The sequence below is a fragment of the Paenibacillus sp. BC26 genome (assembly GCF_900116125.1).
Classification (GTDB): domain Bacteria; phylum Bacillota; class Bacilli; order Paenibacillales; family Paenibacillaceae; genus Paenibacillus_Z; species Paenibacillus_Z lignilyticus.
In genome coordinates this window covers 1-22,966 of the sequence record NZ_FPAD01000003.1, presented here as the reverse complement: position 1 = coordinate 22,966, position 22,966 = coordinate 1, and the positions used below count along the sequence as shown (strand labels likewise).

Below are 22,966 nucleotides of genomic sequence, written 5' to 3'. Positions count from 1 at the left end.
TCCACGTATAGGTAAGATACAGTTTATTGCCTGCCGGAGAAGGCTGCCCTTCGTCAAAAATCAATGAAATTTCAAATTGCCTAAACGCTCTTCCAGAATCACGCGCAGTTCCTTAGGAATCCGCATAAACTCGACCCCTTTCCCCAGAAACAAAAGCCAATCCGCATAATACGCCAGCGCCTCGTCATCCGTCACATCCAGCTGAACATTGAAATTCCCGCTCGACTGAAACATCCCGGTAAGAGATAAAATGATCCCCGGCGGGTGCATACGCTTAAAGCGCTGAATCCCGGTCGCATCAAGCTTCACAGCAAGATTGGCCTCGCGCGCGCGAAGCCGTTTTTTGTTCAAAATTTCTTGCTCGGACCACTTCATCTCCCGCTCGGAAATAGCCGAATCCCGGAGCATCTCAACAGGCAAATAGCGAAACTCGTCCGTATCCAAATCGTAAACCTCGACCAGCCACTGCGCGTTCGAGTTGAAGATATGCAGCAAATAAACGTCCAGCAGCTGCGGCCAGCCCAGACTCAGCTCATAGGTCACGCGCAAATGCTTATCCCGCACAGCAAGCGAAATCAGCTGGTTCAGCTCCGCAGGCGCCGCGTCATCGAGTTCCAACAGGTGCGGATTGGCAGGGTTTGTATTTTCAAAAAGCAAGATATTATTCAGCTCGATCAGCTCGTCTTGCTGGGTTTGCGATGCGATGCCAATGAGTTTTTCAGTGATGGAGCGACGGTTCTGCAGATAAGGCAGCTGTGAATTCTTCGAGGCCATAAAGCTGATGAATATCGCTTTCAGCTCTTCCGTCGTAAAGCGGGCTGCGGGCAGATACTGATTTTGCAGGACGTTGTAACCGCCGCCGCGCCCAAGCTCGGTCGTCAGCGGGAAACCCATCGCCTGTATCTCGTTAACGTCGCGGATCGCCGTCGCACGGGAAATCTTGAACTCCCGCTGAATCTCGGCAATCGTAAAATGCGCCCGGTTATTGATGTAGCGCATGATCAGGTTCACTCGTTCTGTTTTCTTCATGATTTTATTGTAGCAAAAATGTAGCAAAATTAAATGTATCACTTTTTGATACATTCGGGAAATAGAATCAGTCTTGTAGAAAATAAATCCCACAGAGGAGAGAACAATATGACTAACTACTCCATCCGAACCATATCAGAAAACTACAAAATGACTGCTTTCGGTGTTACACTTGAAGACTACAACGATTGGGCAGGCAATGCAGCAAAGACCGCGGCGAAAAAAGCTGAAATCACGGAAAACGGCAAGCTTGCTGAACTTCTCGCGCTCGCCGACGGGCAAGAATACCAAATCAACTACGCCATCGACCGCAAGGCTTGGCGCGGATTCGGCGTGATGGGCGAGTTCGACGTGGAAGGCGCGGTCGTCCTCGATTTCCTCGCCGGCGACTACCTCGTCGTGCCTGGCACCGGCGCCGACAGAGATCGCCTTGCAGACGAAATTACAGGCAGCGTTTTCGGCGGCATGCTGCAAGAGATCACAGCATACAAATACGTTGGTCCCGGTAACTCGACGTTCGTCAAAACAGATGAAAACGGTGAATTCTACGGCGAGATGTGGCTTCGCGTAAAAAAAGTCGAAGAGTAAAAGGAGCACACGTATGGCAGCATACACACTTGAACACAAAAAATCATTCACATTGACCGCCTATGGGTTTTCAATCCAGTCGAATTTTCAAGATATGCCGGCTATGCAAAAGGAAAAAGCCGAGTTTTGGGGCAAACTCAAAGCCGACGGGCGTTTCAATAAGCTCAAAGACGCCGCAAAAGACGATCGCGAATGGTCCGTCAACGAGGTGTATCAAGGCAAACCGTGGAATTATTTCGCGGTAGAAGCCGGCAAATCCGTGGTTGACGCAACGCGCATCATCGAGTTTCCGGAGAGCGAGTATATCGTGCTCGCAGGAAATGGCGACAAGGAAACGTTGTTTGATCAGCTGACCTACCGTGCGTTTGGCGAAGTCTTGGCGCAAATCACTGATTATGCTTACATCGGCGGTCCAAATGCAACTTATCGCAAAGATAACGGCGATGGCACGTTCTACGGCGAATTTTGGGTGCCTGTGGTTAAAAAATAAGTTCCGCGACCTTCGATGATCGAAATCGTATCTATCCGAAAAAAAGTATGGAACCAGTGCGAATAATACGCTGGTTCCATACTTTTTTCTTCATCTATGCTCTTGTCTTCCTTAATGCCTTAAGTATGGCTCGTCTCTGTAGCTTTGTTGCCGGGTGCAAACCAACCAATAACGGCGACTGCAACCAAGACAGCATAGAAGGTTAAAGTCCACCCCGTGCTATGAGGGAAATCGTGATCGAAAACGCCAATATCGTCATGGGCCAGCGTAATTACAGCAAGCTTTACCCCCACCCAAGCTACGATCACATAAGCCGTTGTCTCCAGCGCCGGCCGTTGACCGAGCAGTTTTACAAACCAAGTAGCCGCATATTTGATTAATACCAATCCGGCAATTCCGCCAAGCAGCACTACAATAAATTGCCCTCCGTCCATGCCTCCAAACTCTCTGAGCGGGGAATCCGGCAGGCCAAGTGCAAGCGCGACAGCGGCGAGAATGGAATCAATCGCAAACGCGAGATCGGCCAGCGCAATCTTTCCTACCGTCGGCCAGAAGCCTTTCCCTGCTGCTTCTTTCTTTTCTTCCTTGTGCATGCTTTCATTCTTTCTACCGAATCTCGCCTGAATGATGTGCTTTAGGCCCAGGTATAACAGATAGGCTGCGCCGATCGCCTGCACCTGCCACACATTAGCAATAAAGGAAATCGCGAATAAAGCGGCAAAACGAAAAACAAACGCCATAATGATCCCATAATTGATCGCTCGTTTCTTCTGTTCTTCCGGCAACTGCTTTGCAATGACCGCCAACACGAGAGCATTATCGGCCGACAACAAACCTTCCAAACCGATAAGAATGAGTAACGCCCATGCATACTCCAACCACAATGAGTCCAACTTGATTCTCCCCCTAAACCATGGTCAATTTTCAACCACCAAAGATATATGTGCAATAGCTATACGTAAAAGTCGCCGATTGATTTCAACTTTTTCATAAAAACGATCCAAAAACCTTCGACGATCGTTTTAAACATTTCACCTATTTTAGCCAACATGTTCAATCCTTAGCCATGATTTCGCATCATTCCATTTTCACCGGACAGCACGAAAAAAGTCCCGATGATCGTAACGCATCATCCGGACTATTTTCAGTTACTATTACTATTTACTGCACAATATTCAGGTTGGCAGGTTCAGGTGGTCGTAGAATGTGTTGGCAAGTCAACCTCTTGCGGCAGGAATAAATCATTCAATGAACTTAGCGATCCATCCTTTTCAACCTGATACACATCGAGCTTCTCGCCGTGGAGGCTCATTTCGATACAACAATTCCAGCAGAAATATTGATGAGGACCAATCCTTCCGATATCGATTGAGTTGCAATTAATACATTTCATTGGAAAGTGCTCCTTTCTTGGCATTTTGGTATTACTACTAGAGTTACCGAATTATGGCATGAATAAACGAGCTGATCGCACAAAAATGCTAGAGTTTAAGAATAAGCCGGATCGACTAGGTCGACCCGGCTTGATTCTGATTTCTGGTACAGAAGCTCGAATATTCAGTTGCGGTCAGAACGTCTTTGCTATTTCGCGCGCTTTTCGTATCGTTTTGTCAATAATCATCTTCGCTTGACTGGAAGCTGATGCCGTGCCCTCCACAAAGATCCCTTCCAAGGTCGGGACACCAAGAAATTTCATGATCACGTTCAGGTGGCGATGCCCCATTTCGAAAGCGGCAAAGTCCGATCCCGGCGACAATACGCTTCCGCTGGCTTGGATATGAACCGCTTTTTTATCGTTTAATAATCCAACCGGCCCTTTTCCGGGGACATACTGAAATGTTTTCCCTGCTACGCAGATGGAATCGATATAAGCCTTTAACACAGGCGGAAATGAAAAGTTCCATATCGGATTCACAAAAACATATTTATCTACTTCCACAAACTGATTAACGAGCTCGTTCAGACGATCGATTTTGGTTTGTTCTGCAGTGGATAATGGCTTGCCTTCCCCCGCTTTCTTCCAACCGTTCATTACATCGGCATCGATCTCCGGTATGTTCGATTTATAAAGATCAAGGTGAATCACTTCATCGTTAGGATTTGCTTTTCGGTAAGTCTCTATAAATGCAGCGCCAACGGACATACTATATGAAGTGTCTTCATTTTTGGGATGAGCCGTTATATACAACACTTTTTCTTTTCGGCCATTGCCATTGTTAGAGCTGAATATTTTTTTTAGAAGTTGAATCACGTTAACTTGACTCCTTCAATACTTAGAATGTTTTTGCCAGCTTCCAAGCTTGTTGAATGGCATTTTCTTTAATTTGGCGAGCTTGGTCCGCTGCAGCCGCCATGCCTTCTACGAAGATAGCCTCAAAGCTCGGGACACCGATGAATTTCATAATCACGTCCAAATGACGATGGCCGATTTCGAAATCAGCATAATCGGAGCCTGGGGACAACACGCTTCCGCTAGCTTGAATGTGGATGGCTTTTTTGTTGTCCAGAAGACCGACAGGACCTTTTTCCGTATATTTAAAGGTTTTTCCGGCAACGCAAATCGAGTCAATGTATGCTTTCAGGACCGGAGGGTACGAGAAGTTCCATGTTGGGTTCACGAATACATATTTGTCTGCTTCTACGAATTGATCCACCAACTCGCCAAGTCGAGCGACTTTCGCTTGTTCCTCGCTTGTTAATTGATCGAATGCCGTACCGGAACCCAGCTTCTCCCAAGCGCTAAATACGTCAGCATCGATGCGCGGGATGTCCATATTGAACAGGTCGAGATGGACGATTTCATCGTTCGGATTGGCAGCCGTATAGGCCTCGAGAAATTGTTTGCCAACCGCCAAGCTATACGAGGCTTCGGTTTCATTCGGATGTGCGGTGATATACAAAACAGTGGACATAATCATAATCCTTCTTTCATTTTTTATTCGGAATTTATCCGTTCACGTCCATTACTTATAGAACGTATTTTCTTTTGTTAAGCTTCTTACTTTTTGTATGTTACTATATAATATATAAATCGGTCAATTACAAATTTATTCCTTACCGCAAAAACACCAGGTTTGACTCTTTTACGAATTTAGGTGTTTTCGACTTATCTAAATTACAAAAAAGGCCCGGGAATGCTCTCCCAGGCCTTTACAAGTGCAGTGCTAATTCTACTGCGGCATTTGTTCTATTCGTTTAATTTCTCTTCTTGTAGGCGCGCACCGCGAAGAAATAAGCGACTACCAGAATCCCTAAGCACCACGCGAGAGCGACCCAGATCTCATCGCCAACCGGTTGATTCGATAATAACGCGCGAATGGACTCGACGATCGAGGTCACCGGCTGATTCTCGGCGAAGGCGCGTACGACCGCAGGCATCGATTCGGTCGGAACGAACGCCGAGCTGATAAACGGCAGGAAGATCAGCGGATAGGAGAACGCGGTAGCGCCTTCCATCGAATTCGCGGCCAGTCCGGCAATCGCCGCGACCCAAGTCAGAGCCAACGTGAACAGCATGAGTATGCCGGCTACGGCCAGCCATTCCGGTACCCCCGCCGACGAGCGGAAGCCCATGATGAGCGCGACGAGAATGATTACGACAACCGATAGGGCGTTTGATACCAGAGAGGTCAGCACGTGTCCCCACAGCACGGCGGAACGCGCGATCGGCATGGAATGGAATCGTTCGATTATGCCCCGTTGCTTATCCTGGAACAGGCGGTAAGCCGTATAAGATATTCCGCTAGCGATCGCCATCAGCAAGATGCCGGGCAAGAGGTAGTTCACGTAGTTGTCCGTACCGGCCTGGATGGCGCCGCCGAGCACGTAGACAAACAGCAGCATCATGGCGATCGGCGTGATGCACACCGTGATGATGGTATCCATGCTTCGCATAATGTGGCGCATGGATCGTCCGAGCATGACGCTCATGTCGCTGAAGAAATGTTCATTCATCTTATGCACCCTCCTTATAACCGATGATTGCGAGGAAGATCTCTTCCAAAGAAGGTTGTTTCTCCACGTACTCCTTCTTGGCGGGCGGGAACAGCTTCTTCAGCTCCTCGAGCGTGCCGTTCGCGATTATGGTACCCTTATGCAAAATGGCAATTCGATCGGCAAGCTGTTCAGCTTCATCCAAGTACTGCGTCGTCAGAAACACCGTCGTGCCGCCGTCAGCCAGTGCCTTGACGATCTTCCAAGTCTCGATGCGCGCCTCTGGATCTAGTCCCGTGGTCGGCTCGTCGAGGAAGATCAGCTGCGGGTTGCCGATCAGGCTCATCGCGATGTCGAGCCTGCGGCGCATGCCTCCCGAATAGGTGGATGCCTTGCGATCGGCGGCGTCATTCAAGCCGAAGCGATTCAACAGCTCATCCGCGACAGCTCGCGGATTGGGCAGGTGGCGCAGCCTGGCGATCATGACCAGATTTTCGCGGCCGGTCAAGATCTCATCCACGGCGGCGAATTGCCCGGTCAGACTGATCGCTTGCCGTACCTTCTCGGGTTTCGATGCGACGTCGAAGCCATGAACGGCGGCGGTGCCTCCGTCTTGCTTAAGCAGAGTGGTTAGAATTCTGACAATCGTCGTCTTACCCGCGCCGTTGGAGCCCAGCAGGGCGAAGATCTCGCCCCGCTTCACTTCAAAATCTACGCCCTTTAGCACTTCCGTGTCCTTGTAAGACTTTCGCAAGCCTTTCACTTCGATTGCTTTTTCCATACCGGATATCCCTCCTTTTAATTTATAAGCCGCAACTTAGTGCTTGTTCTTCTTCTGGTCAACCGACTCTTGATAGAGGTCGGCGTATGTCTTCGAATCTTTGATGAGTTCGTCGCAGAACGCCGCCACGTCGTTGCCCGTCACTTCAAGCACGCCCTTCCCAGATGCCGCGCCTTCTTCGAACAGGTCGACGATGTCCGAGAGCAACCCCCCTTCGGTGAGATCGACAGGTCCGACTTTGAACAGATATTTTTGAATTTCCTTATACACGATCTGATAATCCTTAGGGAGCGCTTTGACGCGCGCCACGTGTGCGCGCCATTCTTTTTTACCTTCGATGATCTCTCGGATTCCCATATCAATCACTCCTATTTGCCTAATTTTTTGGCGATGTTATCGTTGAGCTGCTTGCGCCACTTGTCGCGATATGACTTGGCTCCTTCATTGCCGGCCAGCGCCGAGCAGAAGCCTTTGATATCGTCGCCCAGAACCTCTTGCACGCTCTGGCCGTCCGCCGCCGTTTCTTCGAGCAAGCCAAGCACGCCGTCGAAGATGGGCATCAGATTGCGACCGGTGAAGTCCGTGTGCGGCCACAGCTGAACATTGATTTCTTTCCATGCCGCTTGATAATCGGCCGGAAGCTTGTGGACTCGCGCTTCAAAAGCTTTCATTTCCTTCTTCATGTCGTTGCCGGTAATTTTGTCCCAGAAGTTCATTGTTTTCTCTCCTTTAACTCGCTCATTTTCGAATTGACGAACGCCCACTTCTCCCAGAACTTCCGCAACTCCTCGCGCCCCGCTTCGTTGATCAAGAAGAATTTTCGCGGCGGTCCCATATCAGACGGCTTCTTGGTGATCTCCACCAACTTGTTCTTCTCCAGCCGAAGCAGGATCGTGTACACCGTACCCTCCACCACATCCGTAAAACCGAGGGTGTTCAGCCGCCGCGTGATTTCGTACCCGTACGTTTCTTCGCGGCTTATAATTTCGAGGACGCTGCCCTCGAGCACCCCTTTGAGCATTTCCGTCAGATTATCCAACACGATCACCTCTCGCTATTCTGTATCACTGGTATTCTGTATCACTGGTATTCAGTGTTACTGGTATTCAGTGTTACTTGTATTCAGTGTTACTGACTACATCTATAAAGTAACACGTAGTAGTGTGCGTGTCAACAGATTTCGTTATTCGAATTAAAAAAAGGGCACCCGGAATGAATTCCTGGTTGCCCTCTTGTAGTACATACAACTATCGTTTAACTATTTCACTGTTTGTTTTTCGCACAACTCACGGCCTCTCCGTAGTTCCGCACTTTTTTCCGGTTCCAACGGACATATGTGAATGTGGTACTTTTTAAAGAGCAAAATAGTACCCAGATCACTCTGCAGGATCATCATTACTTATTACGTACCAATCGCTCCGCGATGAACTGCATCGCTTTGCGGTTTTGGTCTCCGGTGACCGTATGTCCGGAGAACGGCGACGGCACGATCCTTTTGTCGGAAGCGATCCGGTTGTATGCCGCGTATATCGTTTCCGGCATCGTTGTCAGATCCTTCAAGCCAACGCTAACGAATACCGGAATTCGGATCCGCCAAATTCTTTTACATTACAAAAAAGGCCCGGGAATGTACGCCCAGGCCTTTACATATGTGCAGTGCTTCAGTTATGAAATAAACGACCTGTAATCCCTACTCCACCGTAACCGACTTCGCCAGGTTACGCGGTTTATCCACATCATTACCGCGTGCCAGCGACGCATAGTATGCGATCAACTGAAGTGGAACAACCGACAATGCCGGCGATAGAAGCGGCAGCGTCTTCGGAATCGCGAAGAGCTCATCTACGGACTTCGCAACTTCTCCTTCGAAACCTTCGTTCACTACGCCAAGTACATGCGCGCCGCGAGCTTTCACTTCTTTAATGTTGCTAAGTGTTTTCTCGTACAGATCTTCTTGCGTGATCAGCGAGATTACCGGAATACCCTCTTCGATCAGAGCAAGCGTACCGTGCTTCAACTCACCCGCTGCATAAGCCTCGGAGTGAATGTAGGAGATTTCTTTCAGCTTCAGCGAGCCTTCTTGTGCCACTGCAAAGTCAACGCCGCGGCCGATGAAGAACAGGTTGTTGTGCTTGGAAAGGCTCTCTGCCACTTGCTTCAGCACAGGCGCGTTATCCAGAATGCTTTCCACTTGCTCAGGCAGCTGGTGCATCGCCGTAACTACTTCAGCGATAAACGCGCTGTCCTTCGTACCCAGCGTTTCCGCCAAGAACAGGCCGAGCAGGTAGAACGCGATCAATTGAGAAGTGTATGCTTTCGTCGAAGCAACCGCAATCTCAGGTCCGGCTTGCGTGATGATGACATCATCGGCTTCGCGGGAAACCGAGCTGCCAACGACATTCGTAATGGCCAGAACACGTGCGCCGCAGCGTTTAGCTTCACGCAGTGCAGCCAGCGTATCCGCCGTCTCACCGGATTGGCTGACCACGATAACAAGCGTGTCAGGCGTAATGATTGGGGAACGGTAACGATACTCCGACGCCACATCCGTTTCAGCCGGAATGCGAGCCAGGCTCTCAAGAACGGTTTTACCAACCAAACCAGCATGCATCGCCGTACCGCAAGCCACGATATGGATCTTACGGATTGCGCGAATCTCGTCGGCAGTCATGCCGATTTCGGTCAATTCAACGGAACGTCCATCATCCGAAATACGGCCCATCATCGTGTCGCGGTATGCTTTTGGCTGCTCGTATATTTCTTTCAGCATGAAGTGATCGAATCCGGCTTTCTCCGCCGTTACCAAGTCCCAATCGACATGGAATATTTCCTTGGAAATAAATTCGCCTTCGGTCGTCATCAATTCGACACCGTTTTTCGTCAAAATCGCCATTTCACCGTCATTCAGAATGTACACATTGCGCGTATGCTCCAGAATTGCCGGGATGTCCGAACCGATGAAGTTCTCGCCTTCGCCGATACCGATAACGAGCGGGCTAGCGAAACGTACGGCAACCAAACGCTCCGGCTCATACTCAGTCAATACGCCAAGCGCAAAAGCACCGCGCATCCGTTTAACTGCACGCTGTACAGCCTTCACGATATCGCCATCGTACTCATCGGCAACAAGGTGGGAAATAACCTCCGTGTCCGTTTCCGATACGAACTTGCAGCCTTTTGCAATCAGCTCATCCTTCAAATCCAGATAATTCTCGATGATGCCGTTGTGCACGACAGAGAACTTATGCGTGTTGTCTGTATGCGGATGGGAGTTAGCATCCGACGGCTTACCGTGGGTAGCCCAACGTGTATGACCGATACCAACCGATCCTTCAAGCGGCTGTCCGTCTAACTTCTGCTCCAGGTTTGCAAGACGGCCAATCGACTTGCGCACTTCAAGACCATTCTTCGTGAATACAGCAATACCCGCCGAGTCATAACCGCGGTACTCCAGCTTCTTCAAGCCCTCGATCAAAATATCCTGCGAATCCCGTTTACCAATATATCCTACAATTCCACACATATGAATAGACCTCCGTATTGGGTAGTTTACCCCGCTTCAACGGTTGCCATGACTACTGAATTGGTCGGCACAAAGCCGCCTCGGTTCGCCGGCATCGTCCCTGCTAAGGTTCGAAATATCAAAAAAGACAATAAGAAAGAAAGCGCACCATCCGTGCGTTTTGAAAAATAATAAGCAATGAGTCCGAACACAACGCAATAGAGACAGCCCCTCTATGGGTTGCTGCCACTGCCCGTGACTGAGACTTAAACACATGAATACTCTAAAATCGACACACTCCGGCCTCCGTTGCCGCAGGTGCTTCAAAAAATCCTATGGAGCATTTTACCGACCCTTTGTCAGCCCGGTCGCCCGGTCTATTTGAGTATCGGCTTACGGTTAAATGCAATACCGGGAGGTCCCCGCCGAACATTCCGAACACCTCCACCTCGTCAGCTTGCCGCTTTATACAACCGATTACCCGCATGGCCATTTCCGAATGGACCGTGCAGCAATTGCATGAAACCCTTGCAAGCTCTGGCGCTTTGTCTTGCTTACAACCTCTGTCCTCACTTTCGCTTCCTGAATGATACTTCTCCTACTATATTCATTTTTATGCTGAGGTGCAACAAATAATTGAGGGAACCGTTTACAATTGGTGCATATTTTCCAATAGCTCATCTTACTCCGCTTCGAAGACGCTATCCATGACAAAAGCAACCCCAGATGCCCGCAGTAGCTGCGTATGTCTAGGGTTGCCCGATCACATAAAGTTAGTTATGAACGATAATGCCGATGTTTACTACTCTGCACCAAGCTCTGCGCGCACCGTATCCACGATACGAGCTACGTAAGCTTCAACTTGCTCTTTATCCGGACCTTCAGCCATGACGCGGATAAGCGATTCCGTGCCTGATGGACGCACCAGCACGCGGCCGTTGTCGCCAAGCTCCTGCTCCACTTCAGCGATAACCGCGGCAATCGCCGGATTGTCCTTGTACGTGCTCTTATCTGCAACGCGAACATTAATCAGCACTTGCGGATATTTGCGCATCAATGTTTTCTGTTCGCTAAGTTTCTTGCCGGAGCCAACGAGCGTATCCGTCAACTGCAGGGCAGTCAGAATACCGTCGCCGGTCGTATTGTAATCGAGGAAAATAACATGGCCGGATTGCTCGCCGCCCAAGTTAAATCCGCCGCGGCGCATCTCTTCCATCACGTAACGGTCACCGACCGCCGTTTGTGCCGTGTTCAGACCGATTTTGCCGGCAGCCTTGAAGAAGCCGATGTTGCTCATAACTGTCGTTACGACCGTATCGTTCTTCAGCTTGCCTGCCCGCTTCATGGCATCGCCGCAGATGCACAGAATGTAGTCGCCGTCGACTTCTTCGCCATTCTCGTCAATCGCGATCAAACGATCCGCGTCACCGTCGAAGGAAAGACCGAAATCCGCGCCATGCTTCAACACTTCTTCACGCAAATATTCCGGATGCGTCGAACCTACGCCGTCATTGATGTTCAAGCCGTTCGGCTCCGCGCCGACCGTAATGATCTCTGCACCAAGCTCACGGAACACCGTCGGCGCAATGGAATGCGCGGAACCGTTCGCACAGTCGAGCACAATCTTTAATCCTGTGAAGGAATGGGTAACCGTTGTTTTCAAGAAGTCGATAAATTGGCGTTTTGCCGTTTCATCCACCGTAACCGTACCGATATCTCCGCCTTCCGGACGCGGCAGTTCATCCACTTCCGCATCCATCAAGCGCTCGATTTCAAGCTCTGTATCATCGGAGAGCTTGTAGCCGTCTCCGCCAAAGAATTTAATGCCGTTATCTTCAACCGGGTTATGCGATGCGGAGATCATGACACCCGCATCTGCGCCCAGCACACGTGTTAAATAAGCAACTGCAGGCGTCGATACAACGCCGATACGTACAACGCTTGCCCCGATGGACAGCAGACCCGCGATCAGCGATGCCTCCAGCATTGGACCTGAAATACGGGTATCGAGCCCGATAACGACCTTCGGCTTCTCAGCCTGACCGGCAAGTACGTAGCCGCCGCAGCGACCGATTTTATAAGCAAGCTCAGGCGTGAGCTCGCGGTTTGCGACACCGCGTACACCGTCTGTTCCAAAATATTTTCCCATTGTTCCAAAATCCCCTTTATCTATTCTATATGCATAAAGCAACAATCGGGCACTATGGCACCGATGTTCCCGTGTTCGAGTTTGTACTCGAATTTGTTGCGCCGCCGTCGCTGTTTCCTTTAGCATCACCGGCAGACTCGTTTCCGGCTATCGCGTCTTCCCCACCATTCACAGGCTCGGAATCAGGAGCGGTTGCATTCGAATCTCCACCGTTATCTCCCGCTCCTCCCGGATCGGCGAGCGTCTCCGTACTGTCCGTAATCTCCACCGTAATCGTAATCGGCGCATTTGGAGCTTGATCGACGAACCGCGGCAGATGGACCTCAAGCGGAACGTCATGAATGCCCGGCCCTAACCCGCTTAAATCCGCAATCAGCTGAACATCCTTGGATTCAAGCGCGGCCAGAACGTTCGAGGCGCCTTTGACAATGGCATCCACCATGCCGTTTGGAGGCACGGTTACTTTGGCGTTCAAACCTTCGGACAGACCAATCATCTTCACCGGCAAATGCGACATCACTCTCGTCTCTGCAGGCACAATCTTATACTCGAACGTGACTGTCAGCGGATCAACGGTGGCAATTCCTTCTAGTTGTGGAATATCGAGCTCCATCGTACCTGATTCTGTCAGCTTCGACAAGTCAATTGTAATGCCGTCATAGTAATCATACTTGTCCAGCACGTCCTGAGGTCCGTATACCGTAATCTGATCCACACTCTGCGTAAAGGAAGCAATCGCATAACCATCCGTCAGCTTACCCTTAAATCCAATTTGCAGCGGCAGCTTCTTGAACGGTTTCGTAATCGGAATTTCCACTTCCACCACACTCGGACTGATGACCGCGTCAGTCAGCTCATTGCCTTCCTTATCGTAGGCGACAAGCTTCATCTTCTTATCGTTGACCGTCTCTTCTTCCCCTTCAACCGATACCGTTCCTCCGACCGATGCGACCAAATCCATCTGATCCTTCGGCAGTGTCACATGCACGCGGTTGTTCGGCTTCACAACAGGTTGTCCGATCTTGTACCCTTTACCCGGAATACCGTCGGTCTTAACCGTAACTTCATATTCTTTCGTAACGATACGTTCTAATACGACCGTCACGTTGCTTGGTCGCACTTCAATAAGCTCCAGTCCGCGCGGCAAATTCACCTTAACCGGAAGCACCTTGCGCCCTTCCGTTGCTTGGCTGAGATCAACCGTGACTTGATAATCATTGTTGCGCGAAGCGATTAGAAAATCCGACTTCGAGCCCTGTACCGTCAAATGAACGACTTCCGGATCCAGAAGCCGCAGCGCATAGTTCTTATCATCCATTCCAATCGGCGTCACCTGAACCGCATCGATCTCCTGCGTTTCCGTCAGGTTAGCCACCGTATTGGGCGTTTTCTCCGAATCGAAATGCACAACGGCCCACATCAGGATCCCGATCATCAATGAAAGGATCTTAATCGCCGTCGGATGGCTAAGCCACTTATCCATGCTGCTTGCCTCCTTTCCGTTTCCAGAAAGGTTTCTTCACGCCTTGACGCTCACGCGCTTTGGAGTTCGGATTCAGCTCCTCGAACAGCTTCGAGATCAGCGATTCTTCTTTAATGTCGCGAACAATCATCCCGCCGACCGCAAGCGAAATCTGCCCCGTCTCTTCCGAGACGACGATAGACACGGCATCACACACCTCGGTAACGCCGATTGCAGCACGATGCCTTGTCCCTAATTCCTTGCTGATAAAAGGATTCTCCGACAGCGGCAAATAGCAGCCCGCCGCCATAATCTGACTACCCCGAATAATAACAGCTCCGTCATGAAGCGGCGTATTCGGGATGAAAATATTGATAAGCAGCTCCGAGCTCACGATGGATTCCATTTGGATCCCGGACTCAATGTAGTCCGACAACCCGGTGTTACGTTCAAAGACGATCAATGCGCCGATTTTGCGTTTGGCCATATAATTAAGCGACTTAATGATCTCACCAATGCGCTCACTGATATCCCGCTCCACGACAGAGGACCGACTAAACAAACTGCCTCGTCCGAGCTGCTCCAGCGCCCTGCGAAGCTCCGGCTGAAAAATAATCAGAATCGTAACGACCCCGAACGTAAACATTTGATTCATCAGCCACTTGAGCGTATACAAATTAAACCAGGTGCTGATGGCCCACGTCGCAACCAGGACAATGATTCCTTTCAACAGCTGAACCGCTCTTGTTCCTCGGACAAGCAGAATCAATTTATAGATAATATAGCTAACAACGGAAATATCAATGAGATCTTTGATCCATTCTTTCCAAGTCAAATCTGCAAAATAGTTCATCTGCCAACCCCCAAAGACCAAATGCCTGGGCATTTTAATTCTTTTATCGGATTTCTAACTTTATTATTTTCTAGAACCGGGGATGCAAATCCTTTTTTTTTCACAAAAAAAACCTCCCGCAAGAGGAGGCAGTCAAAAATCAATAGGCCAAACTGCTGATGGAATGCGTAACTTTGTACCAAAACCAGTCCAGCGCCTGGTCAATCTGCTTCACTTCTCCGGATATATGTGCGGTGGAGGCTTGATACAACGAACCAGAAATCACGGTTACATCGCCTTCCACATCGCCTAGTACGTTTGCTTTGCCGTTCTCAACCGTAAGGTCTCCCTTTAAATGGGCACCTTCCGGTACAGTAACCGTATCGCCTTCAATGATAACCTGTGCCAGATCTCCACCGCGTACGGTAAGATCATTATCCTGCTGCCACATGGCGAGGAAGCTCGAGAACATCACAAGGGCAAATACTGCGGCAACCGAGACGGCGGGATGATTGCGAATCCAGCTGGCAAAACCGATTCTGCGGCGTTTCACGGGCAGCGAGCTCATAATGCGGTTGGTGAGCTGCGCGGATTGTTGCGGCGAAATCGTTACGCGAGTGTCCATCATCGAATGTGTCAGCGCTTCCGTCCGTTCCAGTTGCTCAAGCCTTCTGCAGCATGATTCACAGGAATCTATATGAAGTTTCAATTCAGCCAGATCATCGTGAGGCAGCTCATCATCCAAATAATCATGCATCAGCATGACGGCGACGTTGCAATTCATAGCAGCCATTCCTTTCTTCGTTAGTTACGGTAATATACGTTACGTGTTCAAGGCGGCGATGTTTCACTTTTTTTGAAGATCCGCACCTGTCCAATATTTAACATCTGCGATCCATCCGCTTCTGCCTACAGTTTATGCTCCAATTTCTTACGAAGGAACTCCCGGCCGCGATGGACACGGGTTTTCACCGTCGTTACGGGCATGTCGAGCACATCGCCGATCTCCTGCAAGGAAAGCTCCTCTAAATAGCGAAGCACCATAACCGACTTATACTTAGCCGGCAGCGTCTCAATGGCTTGATGAATGATGCGCTGCGTATCCGACAGCAGCATCTCGCTCTCCGGCGTGCGGTTATCACTTGGGATCATGGCATAACCATCGAGCCCCTCATGTTCACCTGACTCCGCATCCAGCGAATACACGGGTTTTCTCTTCCGCAGTCGGTCGATACATAAATTCGTGGCGATCCGATAAATCCAAGTGGAGAATTTCATCGTATCATCGTAACGCTCTAAATTTTTGTATACACGCAAAAAGACATCCTGTACGACGTCCTCGGCTTCCTGACGGTTGTACAGCATTCGATAAGACATATGATAAAGCTTGTCCTGATAAAGCTCCACGAGCTCTGCGAAAGCCCGTTGATCGCCTTTCAAAGCTAACTTGGCTAATCTCGCCTCAACTGATTTCAATGCTTCTCCTCCAAACGCGCCGAGTTCCCCTTCCGTTTACCGGTCGGCAATTCGGCTATTCCGATCCCTGCTACAATAAGCAAGATACCAATTACCCGCCATACGCTAAGCGGCTCTCCCAGGATGGTCCATGCCGTTAAAATCACTACCGGCAGCTCCACGGCACCAAGCAAAGCAGACAAGCTGCTGCCAATCCGGGGAATGCCGATATTAAACAACAAGGTGGGGACTACTTGGGCCAATGTACCAAGCAGCAATCCCCAGCCAACCAGCGCAGCTTCTCGACTTGCTGAGAAGGCCTCAGAGCCATAAAGAAGCGTAATGAGCACAAATCCCGCACTGACCATGACAGCGGAGCGTATAACAGCATCCTGCTGCCCCTCAAGCTGCCCCGTCCACCATATGAACAGGCTGTAAGACACGGCAGATAAGAATCCGGCTAGGACACCGATGATGCTCACCTTAGTTAATCCGCTCTCCGGCAGCTGGGCGGCAAGCACCGTACCGATCATCACGATGACAATCGCAAGCAAACGAAATTTGCCGGGCCATGTCCGTTTCTGAATGCTGTCTAGCAAGATGGTAATCCATGTAAACTGAAAAAGCAATACTATCGCAAGCGAAGCATCCAACCGCTGCAGCGCCGCATTATATAGAATTGTCGTCATCGCGAGTCCGCATGTGCCGATTAGTGCAAGCTTCAGCCATGATCCGCGAAGAGGATTCTGCCATCTCCTCCACCGCGCCAGCGCGATCAGCCATAACATCGCCATGCCTATCCCCGTCTGATGGACGGTCACTTGCCCCTGCGTAAAGCCATCCTCGTACGCCATCTTAATAATAACCGACAGCAAGCCGTAGCTCGCAGCCCCCATCAGCACACAGAGTAGGGAAAACCAATAGACCGGATCCCGCTTCATGTGCAGCCGCCTCCCTTGCCAGATGACCGGATCACAACGAAAAAAGAGCCGGACCCCGGGCGGACAACAGCTGTCCGGGCGTCCAGCCCTTTTTATGAATGTTATGCGCTAGTTGGCAAAGACATGCTGCTGTCCCCTAAGGGGCGTGCAAGCAAATGGTCGAGCGCTGAATGCTGCACAAGCCGTAGGCTTATGCAAGCCAATCAGCGAGATCAGCCCGTATTCCGTAGTCCCGCCGCTATTCCGTTGATCGTGAGCAGCACTTCACGCAGCAGCTCCGGATCGTCAGCTTCGCCGTTGGCACGTTTCTCGCGCAGCTCCTTCAGGAGCTGCACTTGCATGTAGCTCAGCGGATCTACGTACGGGTTACGCAGACGGATCGATTCTTGGATAACAGGTACGTTGTCCAGAATATCCGCTTGGCCTGTGATTTGCAGAATGAACGAAGATGTCATGGCGTACTCTTCCTCGATTTGAGTGAAGATGCGGTCACGGATCGTCGTGTCTGAAATCATGCCGGCATATTCTTTCGCAATTTGCAGATCGGCTTTCGCAAGCGCCATTTGCAAGTTGTCAATTAATGTGGTGAAGAAAGGGAATTTCTCGTACATGACGCGCAGCGTGTTCATACGCTTCTCGTCACCTGCGACATATCCTTGCAGTGCCGTTCCGGCTGCATACCATGCAGGCAGCAAGTAGCGGCTTTGCGTCCATGCGAATACCCATGGAATAGCGCGCAGATCCTCGAAACGATCGCTGCCTTTGCGTTTTGCAGGACGGGAACCGATATTCAGCTCGCCAACCTCCGGAAGAGGTGTCGACTCTTTGAAGAACGTCATGAAGTCCGGATCGCGGAAAATCAGATCCTGATACTTCGTAAGCGCCGTCTCCGAGATGCCTCGTGCAATCTCATCCCACTCTGCAGTTGCACCGGCTTCTTGCTCCGGATACTTCGCCAAACGCGAAGCTGTAACCAGCGCCCAAGTCGCTTGCTCCAAGCTGCGGTAAGCAATGCCCTTCATCGAGTAACGGGACGATAGCACTTCCCCTTGCTCCGTAATCTTAATGCCGCCGCCAACCGTATGTGGAGGCTGAGCAAGAATACTGCGGTTCAGCGGCATGCCGCCGCGGCCAAGCGCTCCGCCGCGACCGTGGAAGAACTTCAGCTTCACGTCGAATTTCTTAGCTGCGCTTGTAATCGCATTAAGCGCTACGCGCAGCTCCCAGTTCGCCGTAACCACGCCGCCGTCTTTGTTGCTGTCGGAGTAACCAAGCATGATTTCATGCAGATTACCGCGCGCTTCAACAGATTGACGATAGATTGGCAATGCAAACAGCTGCTCCATAATGCCAGGCGCGGCATGCAAATCATCGATGGTTTCGAATAGAGGTACTGCCTGCAGTGTGCAGCGAACTTGACCGTTTGACTCCTTGCGGAATAAGCCAACCTCTTTGGCAAACACCATCACTTCGAGCATATCGCTGGCACCCTGCGTCATACTGATCAGGTAACTGGAAATACAGTTCACGCCGAATTCAGCTTGCGCACGGTAAATCGTATGGTAAACATCCAAGCACTCGCGCGTGCTCTCGGAATATTCAAAATGCGGCGAAGTAAGCGGACGCGGATCGTTCAGCAATTTGTGCAGCAGCTCGATCTTCTCGTCTTCAGTCAATGACGCATAATTATCCACAATGTTCATGTTCGCAAGCACTTCAGTCATCGCATTCTCATGCTCTTTACTGTGCTGACGAACGTCCAGTGCTGCGAGATGGAATCCAAACAATTCCACTTGGCGAATCAATTTACGAATATGCGTATCTGCAACATAGTCGGCAAAATGATTACGCAAGCTTCTGTCGATGATGCAAAGATCCGCTTTCAGCTCATCCGCGCTGTTATAGCGCTTGACCGAGCCCTTAAGCGCATCCTTCGATGTATTCGCGAGCTTCTCCAGCATATAGCCGAGTTTAACCCGATATGGTTCTTTATCGTTACGCCATAGATCTACACTGCGTGTGTCGATCTTCTCGCGATCACTCTTAATCGAATCCAGCAATTCCTGTGAAACCTCAATGATATTCGTGCTGAAGCTGAGCTGGCTCATTACTTCTTTCAGCAGCTCCTCATACTTTTCCAGTACAAGTCCGCGCTGCAGCGTTAAAGTCTCCCAAGTGACTTTAGCCGTTACCGAAGGGTTACCGTCGCGGTCGCCGCCAATCCACGAACCAAAGCGGAGATACGTAGGCACATGCCAGCGCTCTTCAGGGTAGTACTTGTCCAAGCAGCGCTCAAGCTCTTCATACACGCTTGGAAGCACTTCGAACAAGGTCTCGTCAAAATAGTACATGCCATTGCGCACTTCATCGATAACCGTAGGCTTGCGGTCGCGAAGCTCATCCGTTTGCCACAGTGTCAGTACTTCATTAAGCAGCTTCTCACGCAATTTCTCGCGCTCGCGATAAGTCAGCGTCGGATTGTCCAGCTCCACGACATCCGCTGCAATGCGCTGATGAATATCAAGCACGGCGCGGCGCGTAGCTTCGGTTGGATGAGCCGTCATAACGAGCTCAAGCGAAATATCTTCAATAATGCTTCTAACATTGTCTACATCGATACCTTGATCCTTGAGCACTTGAATAGCGCTCTCGATCGATCCCGGCTGTACCGTTTCTCCGGCTGAACGCTCATAATCGCGTTTACGGCGAATACGGTGATTCTGTTCCGCAATATTAACGAGTTGAAAATAAATCGCAAATGCACGAATAACCTGATGGCGCGTCTCCGGATTCAAAGCATCAATGACTGCAGTGAATTCATCATACAGCTCCGGCAGGAATTGCGCGCGCAGCGCTTTACTCATCTCACGGATTTTCTCTACATTCTCCAGCAGCTCGTGACCGCCTTGGTGGACAAGCACATCCCCAAGAATGTTCCCCAAGAACCGAACGTCTCGGCGAAGCAAGTTGTTTGATTGCGGCCTTGTGGTTGTGACAGTCGTTCCAGCATGTTCCGACATTCCCTAATCCTCCTCCAGGTTTCGCATGATGCAAAACCACCTCGTAAGCATAGTCTTTGTGTTTAACGGAGCAAAACCACTCGTAAGCAAATCTTCGGATTTAACGTATGAATTCTACCTACACTGTGTATTTATACGACTTACTTTCGGAATCCAGGTCGTAAAATCATCAACATAAGCCCATTTAACCCGTATTGTCGGTTTTTAACTTTAACCATCATACTACAAATTAACAATCGGTTGAAGCTTTTTCACGCTTGGAAGAATAAGGGTCGAACTATATAAAAATAAAAAGCCTTGGAAATCCAAGGCTTTGAATGTCGTTTATGGAGCGGGTGATGGGAATCGAACCCACGCTATTAGCTTGGAAGGCTAAAGTTCTACCATTGAACTACACCCGCAGAAGAAGATGGTCGGGATGACACGATTTGAACATGCGACCCCCTGGTCCCAAACCAGGTGCTCTACCAAGCTGAGCTACATCCCGTTATGTATCTAATGCAATTAAAGAATGGCGTGCCCTGAGAGATTCGAACTCCCGACCTTTTGATTCGTAGTCAAATGCTCTATCCAGCTGAGCTAAGGGCACTAATGGAGCGGAAGACGGGAATCGAACCCGCGACCCTCGCCTTGGCAAGGCGATGCTCTACCGCTGAGCCACTTCCGCATTGTGTCAGTCGCTTTTTCTCAAGCGCGACAAGTAATAATATATCATGCAGAATTATGAAATGCAACCCTTTTGCTAAAAAAAATATGATACCTTTGCAATCGCCGGCCATACTGCTATGGCCGGCGATGAACTGCGCTTATTACGCTGCTCTCGCAGCTGCTATACCGACATGCTCAGCGGTTTTGGAATCTCTTGCTGAACCGCCGCAGGAGCTCCGGTACGAGCCAGTGCATACGGTAAGCAGAGCGGCACGCCGGAACGAGGATCCAGAATGATATCCGCTTCGATGCTGAACACCTCACGGAGGACATCCTTATTCATAACGGCAACCGGTGTTCCTTCACCAACCACATTACCGTTCTTAATAGCAATCATATGATGGGCATAACGCGATGCATGGTTCAAGTCATGAACAACCATGACAATGGTTCTGCCAGCCGTTTCATTCAAATGCTGCAAGAGCTCCAGTACTTCCAGCTGATGCGTCATATCGAGGAACGTCGTAGGCTCATCCAAGAACAGCATATCCGTCTGCTGAGCCAATGCCATCGCAATCCACGCACGTTGACGCTGACCACCGGATAGACGGTCGATAGGCCGATCGGCAAACTCCGTCATCCCCGTTTTCTCAACCGCCCATTGGATTACAGAGCGGTCTTCCTTGCTGAGCGAGCCAAAACCCTTCTGATAAGGGAAACGCCCGTAGGAGACAAGCTCAGCCACTGTCAGACCATCCGGAGCCGTAGGATTCTGCGGCAGGATAGCAAGCTGCTTCGCCACTTCCTTCGTGGATTGTTTATGTACCGATTTGCCGTCCAGAAGCACCGTTCCGGCAGATGGGGACATCAAACGAGCCATCGTCTTCAGAATCGTCGATTTGCCCGATCCGTTGGCACCCACCAGGGCAGTGATTTTACCTTTAGGAATAATAATATTTAAATTCTCGACAATAAGGCGTTCCTCATAGCCGATATTAAGTTTGGATGTCATGAAAGAATTCATCGTTTACAGCTCCTTGCAGAACAGACTGTTCCGCTTTGTGATAATATTTCTCATTACGTTCTATACCATGATAATCATTCTCAGTTGATCCGTCAAGTGTTAACGGGGGGTCATTACATTTATATCCCCACACCATGCACAAATCTGTGAAGAACCATCTATTCATCGTTTAAATTGTCACAACATTCAGGCGGAATTGTGGATAAGTAACGCAGTGATAGCAAGCGTTTCGCCACTTATGCCATAGTTATCTACAGAGTTATACACAAAAAAGCCCTCAACGAGGGCCTTCTGTTTGTAATGCGCGTAGAGGGACTTGAACCCCCACGGTCGCCCGCCAGATCCTAAGTCTGGTGCGTCTGCCAATTCCGCCATACGCGCGCATATTCAATTCCATTCTCATAAGGTGAAAATGGTGAGTCATGTAGGATTCGAACCTACGACACCCTGATTAAAAGTCAGGTGCTCTACCAACTGAGCTAATGACTCAAACTAAAATGGCTGGGGATCTAGGATTCGAACCTAGGGATGACGGAGTCAAAGTCCGTTGCCTTACCGCTTGGCTAATCCCCAGTATACTGGTGGAGGCTGACGGGATCGAACCGCCGACCCTCTGCTTGTAAGGCAGATGCTCTCCCAGCTGAGCTAAGCCTCCGGGATAAAGAAAAATAATGGTGACCCGTAGGGGACTCGAACCCCTGTTACCTCCGTGAAAGGGAGGTGTCTTAACCACTTGACCAACGGGCCATCTTGCAAAAAATCACTGGAGCTCTCAACCGGAATCGAACCGGTGACCTCATCCTTACCATGGATGCACTCTGCCGACTGAGCTATGAGAGCGTAATGGCTCCCCGAACAGGACTCGAACCTGTGACAACTCGATTAACAGTCGAGTGCTCTACCAACTGAGCTATCAGGGAACAGTGTTATTCAGGAAATTTAACACCCTGAAAACTGGATACGAACCTTTGCGAAGGTCTTGTTTAGCTGATCTTGTCCGAAGTTGAACATCCGAGCGAATGTTCGTAGGATAAGCCCTCGACCGATTAGTATTCGTCAGCTGCATGCATTGCTGCACTTCCACCTCGAACCTATCAACCTGGTCGTCTTTC

General features: G+C 49.9%; 22 protein-coding genes, 11 tRNA genes and 1 rRNA gene. 2 read left to right on the top strand and 32 right to left on the bottom strand.

What is annotated here, in order from left to right; genetic code table 11:
* Window positions 1–60: 60 nt before the first annotated feature.
* Window positions 61–1,029, bottom strand: a complete 969-nt coding sequence (locus BM412_RS21335) for a helix-turn-helix transcriptional regulator (protein WP_256256504.1) — start codon at window positions 1,027–1,029, stop codon at window positions 61–63.
* Between the two features lie 108 nt (window positions 1,030–1,137).
* Between BM412_RS21335 and BM412_RS21330 the strand changes: the two genes are divergently transcribed.
* Both BM412_RS21330 and BM412_RS21325 read left to right on the top strand, forming a co-directional pair.
* A complete protein-coding gene (locus tag BM412_RS21330; protein WP_091223055.1) occupies window positions 1,138–1,617 on the top strand; it encodes a hypothetical protein in 480 nt (159 codons plus the stop codon).
* Window positions 1,618–1,630: 13 nt separating this feature from the next.
* Window positions 1,631–2,107: a GyrI-like domain-containing protein gene (locus BM412_RS21325; protein WP_091223053.1), complete on the top strand. Its 477-nt coding sequence runs from the start codon at window positions 1,631–1,633 to the stop codon at window positions 2,105–2,107.
* Window positions 2,108–2,226: 119 nt separating this feature from the next.
* Here BM412_RS21325 and BM412_RS21320 read toward each other — a convergent pair whose 3' ends face one another.
* The 31 genes from BM412_RS21320 to BM412_RS21170 form a co-directional block, all read right to left on the bottom strand.
* Complete coding sequence (locus BM412_RS21320) at window positions 2,227–3,000, bottom strand: TerC family protein (protein WP_091223051.1); 774 nt, start codon at window positions 2,998–3,000, stop codon at window positions 2,227–2,229.
* Between the two features lie 296 nt (window positions 3,001–3,296).
* The gene (locus BM412_RS32605; RefSeq protein WP_091223049.1) at window positions 3,297–3,500 is read right to left on the bottom strand and encodes a hypothetical protein; all 204 of its coding nucleotides are present in this window, start codon (window positions 3,498–3,500) and stop codon (window positions 3,297–3,299) included.
* Window positions 3,501–3,674: 174 nt separating this feature from the next.
* Window positions 3,675–4,358, bottom strand: a complete 684-nt coding sequence (locus tag BM412_RS21310) for an NAD(P)H-dependent oxidoreductase (RefSeq protein WP_371264845.1) — start codon at window positions 4,356–4,358, stop codon at window positions 3,675–3,677.
* A gap of 22 nt (window positions 4,359–4,380) precedes the next feature.
* A complete protein-coding gene (locus BM412_RS21305) occupies window positions 4,381–5,019 on the bottom strand; it encodes an FMN-dependent NADH-azoreductase (protein ID WP_091223047.1) in 639 nt (212 codons plus the stop codon).
* A gap of 283 nt (window positions 5,020–5,302) precedes the next feature.
* On the bottom strand, window positions 5,303–6,061 hold the full coding sequence (locus BM412_RS21300) for an ABC transporter permease (RefSeq protein WP_177245995.1): 759 nt from the start codon (window positions 6,059–6,061) through the stop codon (window positions 5,303–5,305).
* Window position 6,062: 1 nt separating this feature from the next.
* On the bottom strand, window positions 6,063–6,821 hold the full coding sequence (locus BM412_RS21295; protein WP_091223043.1) for an ABC transporter ATP-binding protein: 759 nt from the start codon (window positions 6,819–6,821) through the stop codon (window positions 6,063–6,065).
* A 36-nt stretch (window positions 6,822–6,857) separates the two neighbouring features.
* Window positions 6,858–7,178, bottom strand: a complete 321-nt coding sequence (locus tag BM412_RS21290; protein WP_091223040.1) for a DUF1048 domain-containing protein — start codon at window positions 7,176–7,178, stop codon at window positions 6,858–6,860.
* Between the two features lie 11 nt (window positions 7,179–7,189).
* The gene (locus tag BM412_RS21285) at window positions 7,190–7,537 is read right to left on the bottom strand and encodes a DUF1048 domain-containing protein (protein WP_091223039.1); all 348 of its coding nucleotides are present in this window, start codon (window positions 7,535–7,537) and stop codon (window positions 7,190–7,192) included.
* Window positions 7,534–7,842, bottom strand: a complete 309-nt coding sequence (locus BM412_RS21280; RefSeq protein WP_305728725.1) for a PadR family transcriptional regulator — start codon at window positions 7,840–7,842, stop codon at window positions 7,534–7,536. Before BM412_RS21280 ends, BM412_RS21285 begins: the two co-directional genes overlap by 4 nt.
* A gap of 374 nt (window positions 7,843–8,216) precedes the next feature.
* Window positions 8,217–8,405, bottom strand: coding sequence for an acetylxylan esterase (locus tag BM412_RS21275; RefSeq protein ID WP_256256544.1), 189 nt, complete (start codon window positions 8,403–8,405; stop codon window positions 8,217–8,219).
* A 106-nt stretch (window positions 8,406–8,511) separates the two neighbouring features.
* Entirely contained in the window at window positions 8,512–10,344 is a 1,833-nt protein-coding gene (gene glmS, locus BM412_RS21270) for a glutamine--fructose-6-phosphate transaminase (isomerizing) (RefSeq protein WP_091223033.1), read from the bottom strand.
* Window positions 10,345–11,125: 781 nt separating this feature from the next.
* On the bottom strand, window positions 11,126–12,472 hold the full coding sequence (gene glmM / locus BM412_RS21265) for a phosphoglucosamine mutase (protein WP_091223031.1): 1,347 nt from the start codon (window positions 12,470–12,472) through the stop codon (window positions 11,126–11,128).
* A gap of 52 nt (window positions 12,473–12,524) precedes the next feature.
* Window positions 12,525–13,955, bottom strand: a complete 1,431-nt coding sequence (locus tag BM412_RS21260; protein WP_091223027.1) for a CdaR family protein — start codon at window positions 13,953–13,955, stop codon at window positions 12,525–12,527.
* Window positions 13,948–14,787 (bottom strand): diadenylate cyclase CdaA, encoded by an 840-nt coding sequence (gene cdaA, locus BM412_RS21255; protein ID WP_091223025.1) that lies wholly within the window; start codon window positions 14,785–14,787, stop codon window positions 13,948–13,950. The genes BM412_RS21260 and cdaA overlap by 8 nt, the downstream gene beginning before the upstream one ends.
* Before the next feature lie 139 nt (window positions 14,788–14,926).
* Window positions 14,927–15,550, bottom strand: coding sequence for a zf-HC2 domain-containing protein (locus BM412_RS21250; protein WP_091223023.1), 624 nt, complete (start codon window positions 15,548–15,550; stop codon window positions 14,927–14,929).
* A gap of 125 nt (window positions 15,551–15,675) precedes the next feature.
* Window positions 15,676–16,242, bottom strand: a complete 567-nt coding sequence (sigW, locus tag BM412_RS21245; protein ID WP_090986482.1) for an RNA polymerase sigma factor SigW — start codon at window positions 16,240–16,242, stop codon at window positions 15,676–15,678.
* Entirely contained in the window at window positions 16,239–17,162 is a 924-nt protein-coding gene (locus tag BM412_RS21240; RefSeq protein WP_091223021.1) for an EamA family transporter, read from the bottom strand. Before BM412_RS21240 ends, sigW begins: the two co-directional genes overlap by 4 nt.
* A 212-nt stretch (window positions 17,163–17,374) precedes the next feature.
* Complete coding sequence (ppc, locus tag BM412_RS21235) at window positions 17,375–20,182, bottom strand: phosphoenolpyruvate carboxylase (RefSeq protein ID WP_091223019.1); 2,808 nt, start codon at window positions 20,180–20,182, stop codon at window positions 17,375–17,377.
* 327 nt (window positions 20,183–20,509) lie between these two features.
* Window positions 20,510–20,583: transfer RNA gene (locus BM412_RS21230), tRNA-Gly, on the bottom strand.
* 9 nt (window positions 20,584–20,592) lie between these two features.
* Window positions 20,593–20,669, bottom strand: a tRNA-Pro gene (locus BM412_RS21225).
* Window positions 20,670–20,694: 25 nt separating this feature from the next.
* A tRNA-Arg gene (locus tag BM412_RS21220) sits at window positions 20,695–20,771 on the bottom strand.
* Window positions 20,772–20,774: 3 nt separating this feature from the next.
* Window positions 20,775–20,849: transfer RNA gene (locus BM412_RS21215), tRNA-Gly, on the bottom strand.
* A 162-nt stretch (window positions 20,850–21,011) separates the two neighbouring features.
* The gene (locus BM412_RS21210; protein WP_091223017.1) at window positions 21,012–21,854 is read right to left on the bottom strand and encodes an ABC transporter ATP-binding protein; all 843 of its coding nucleotides are present in this window, start codon (window positions 21,852–21,854) and stop codon (window positions 21,012–21,014) included.
* A gap of 301 nt (window positions 21,855–22,155) precedes the next feature.
* Window positions 22,156–22,235 (bottom strand) — tRNA-Leu (locus BM412_RS21205).
* A gap of 32 nt (window positions 22,236–22,267) precedes the next feature.
* Window positions 22,268–22,343: transfer RNA gene (locus tag BM412_RS21200), tRNA-Lys, on the bottom strand.
* A gap of 9 nt (window positions 22,344–22,352) precedes the next feature.
* Window positions 22,353–22,427, bottom strand: a tRNA-Gln gene (locus BM412_RS21195).
* 6 nt (window positions 22,428–22,433) lie between these two features.
* A tRNA-Val gene (locus BM412_RS21190) sits at window positions 22,434–22,509 on the bottom strand.
* Between the two features lie 17 nt (window positions 22,510–22,526).
* A tRNA-Glu gene (locus BM412_RS21185) sits at window positions 22,527–22,601 on the bottom strand.
* Between the two features lie 17 nt (window positions 22,602–22,618).
* Window positions 22,619–22,694, bottom strand: a tRNA-Thr gene (locus BM412_RS21180).
* Between the two features lie 4 nt (window positions 22,695–22,698).
* Window positions 22,699–22,774 (bottom strand) — tRNA-Asn (locus BM412_RS21175).
* A gap of 106 nt (window positions 22,775–22,880) precedes the next feature.
* A 23S ribosomal RNA gene (locus BM412_RS21170) occupies window positions 22,881–22,966 on the bottom strand; the annotation flags it as partial.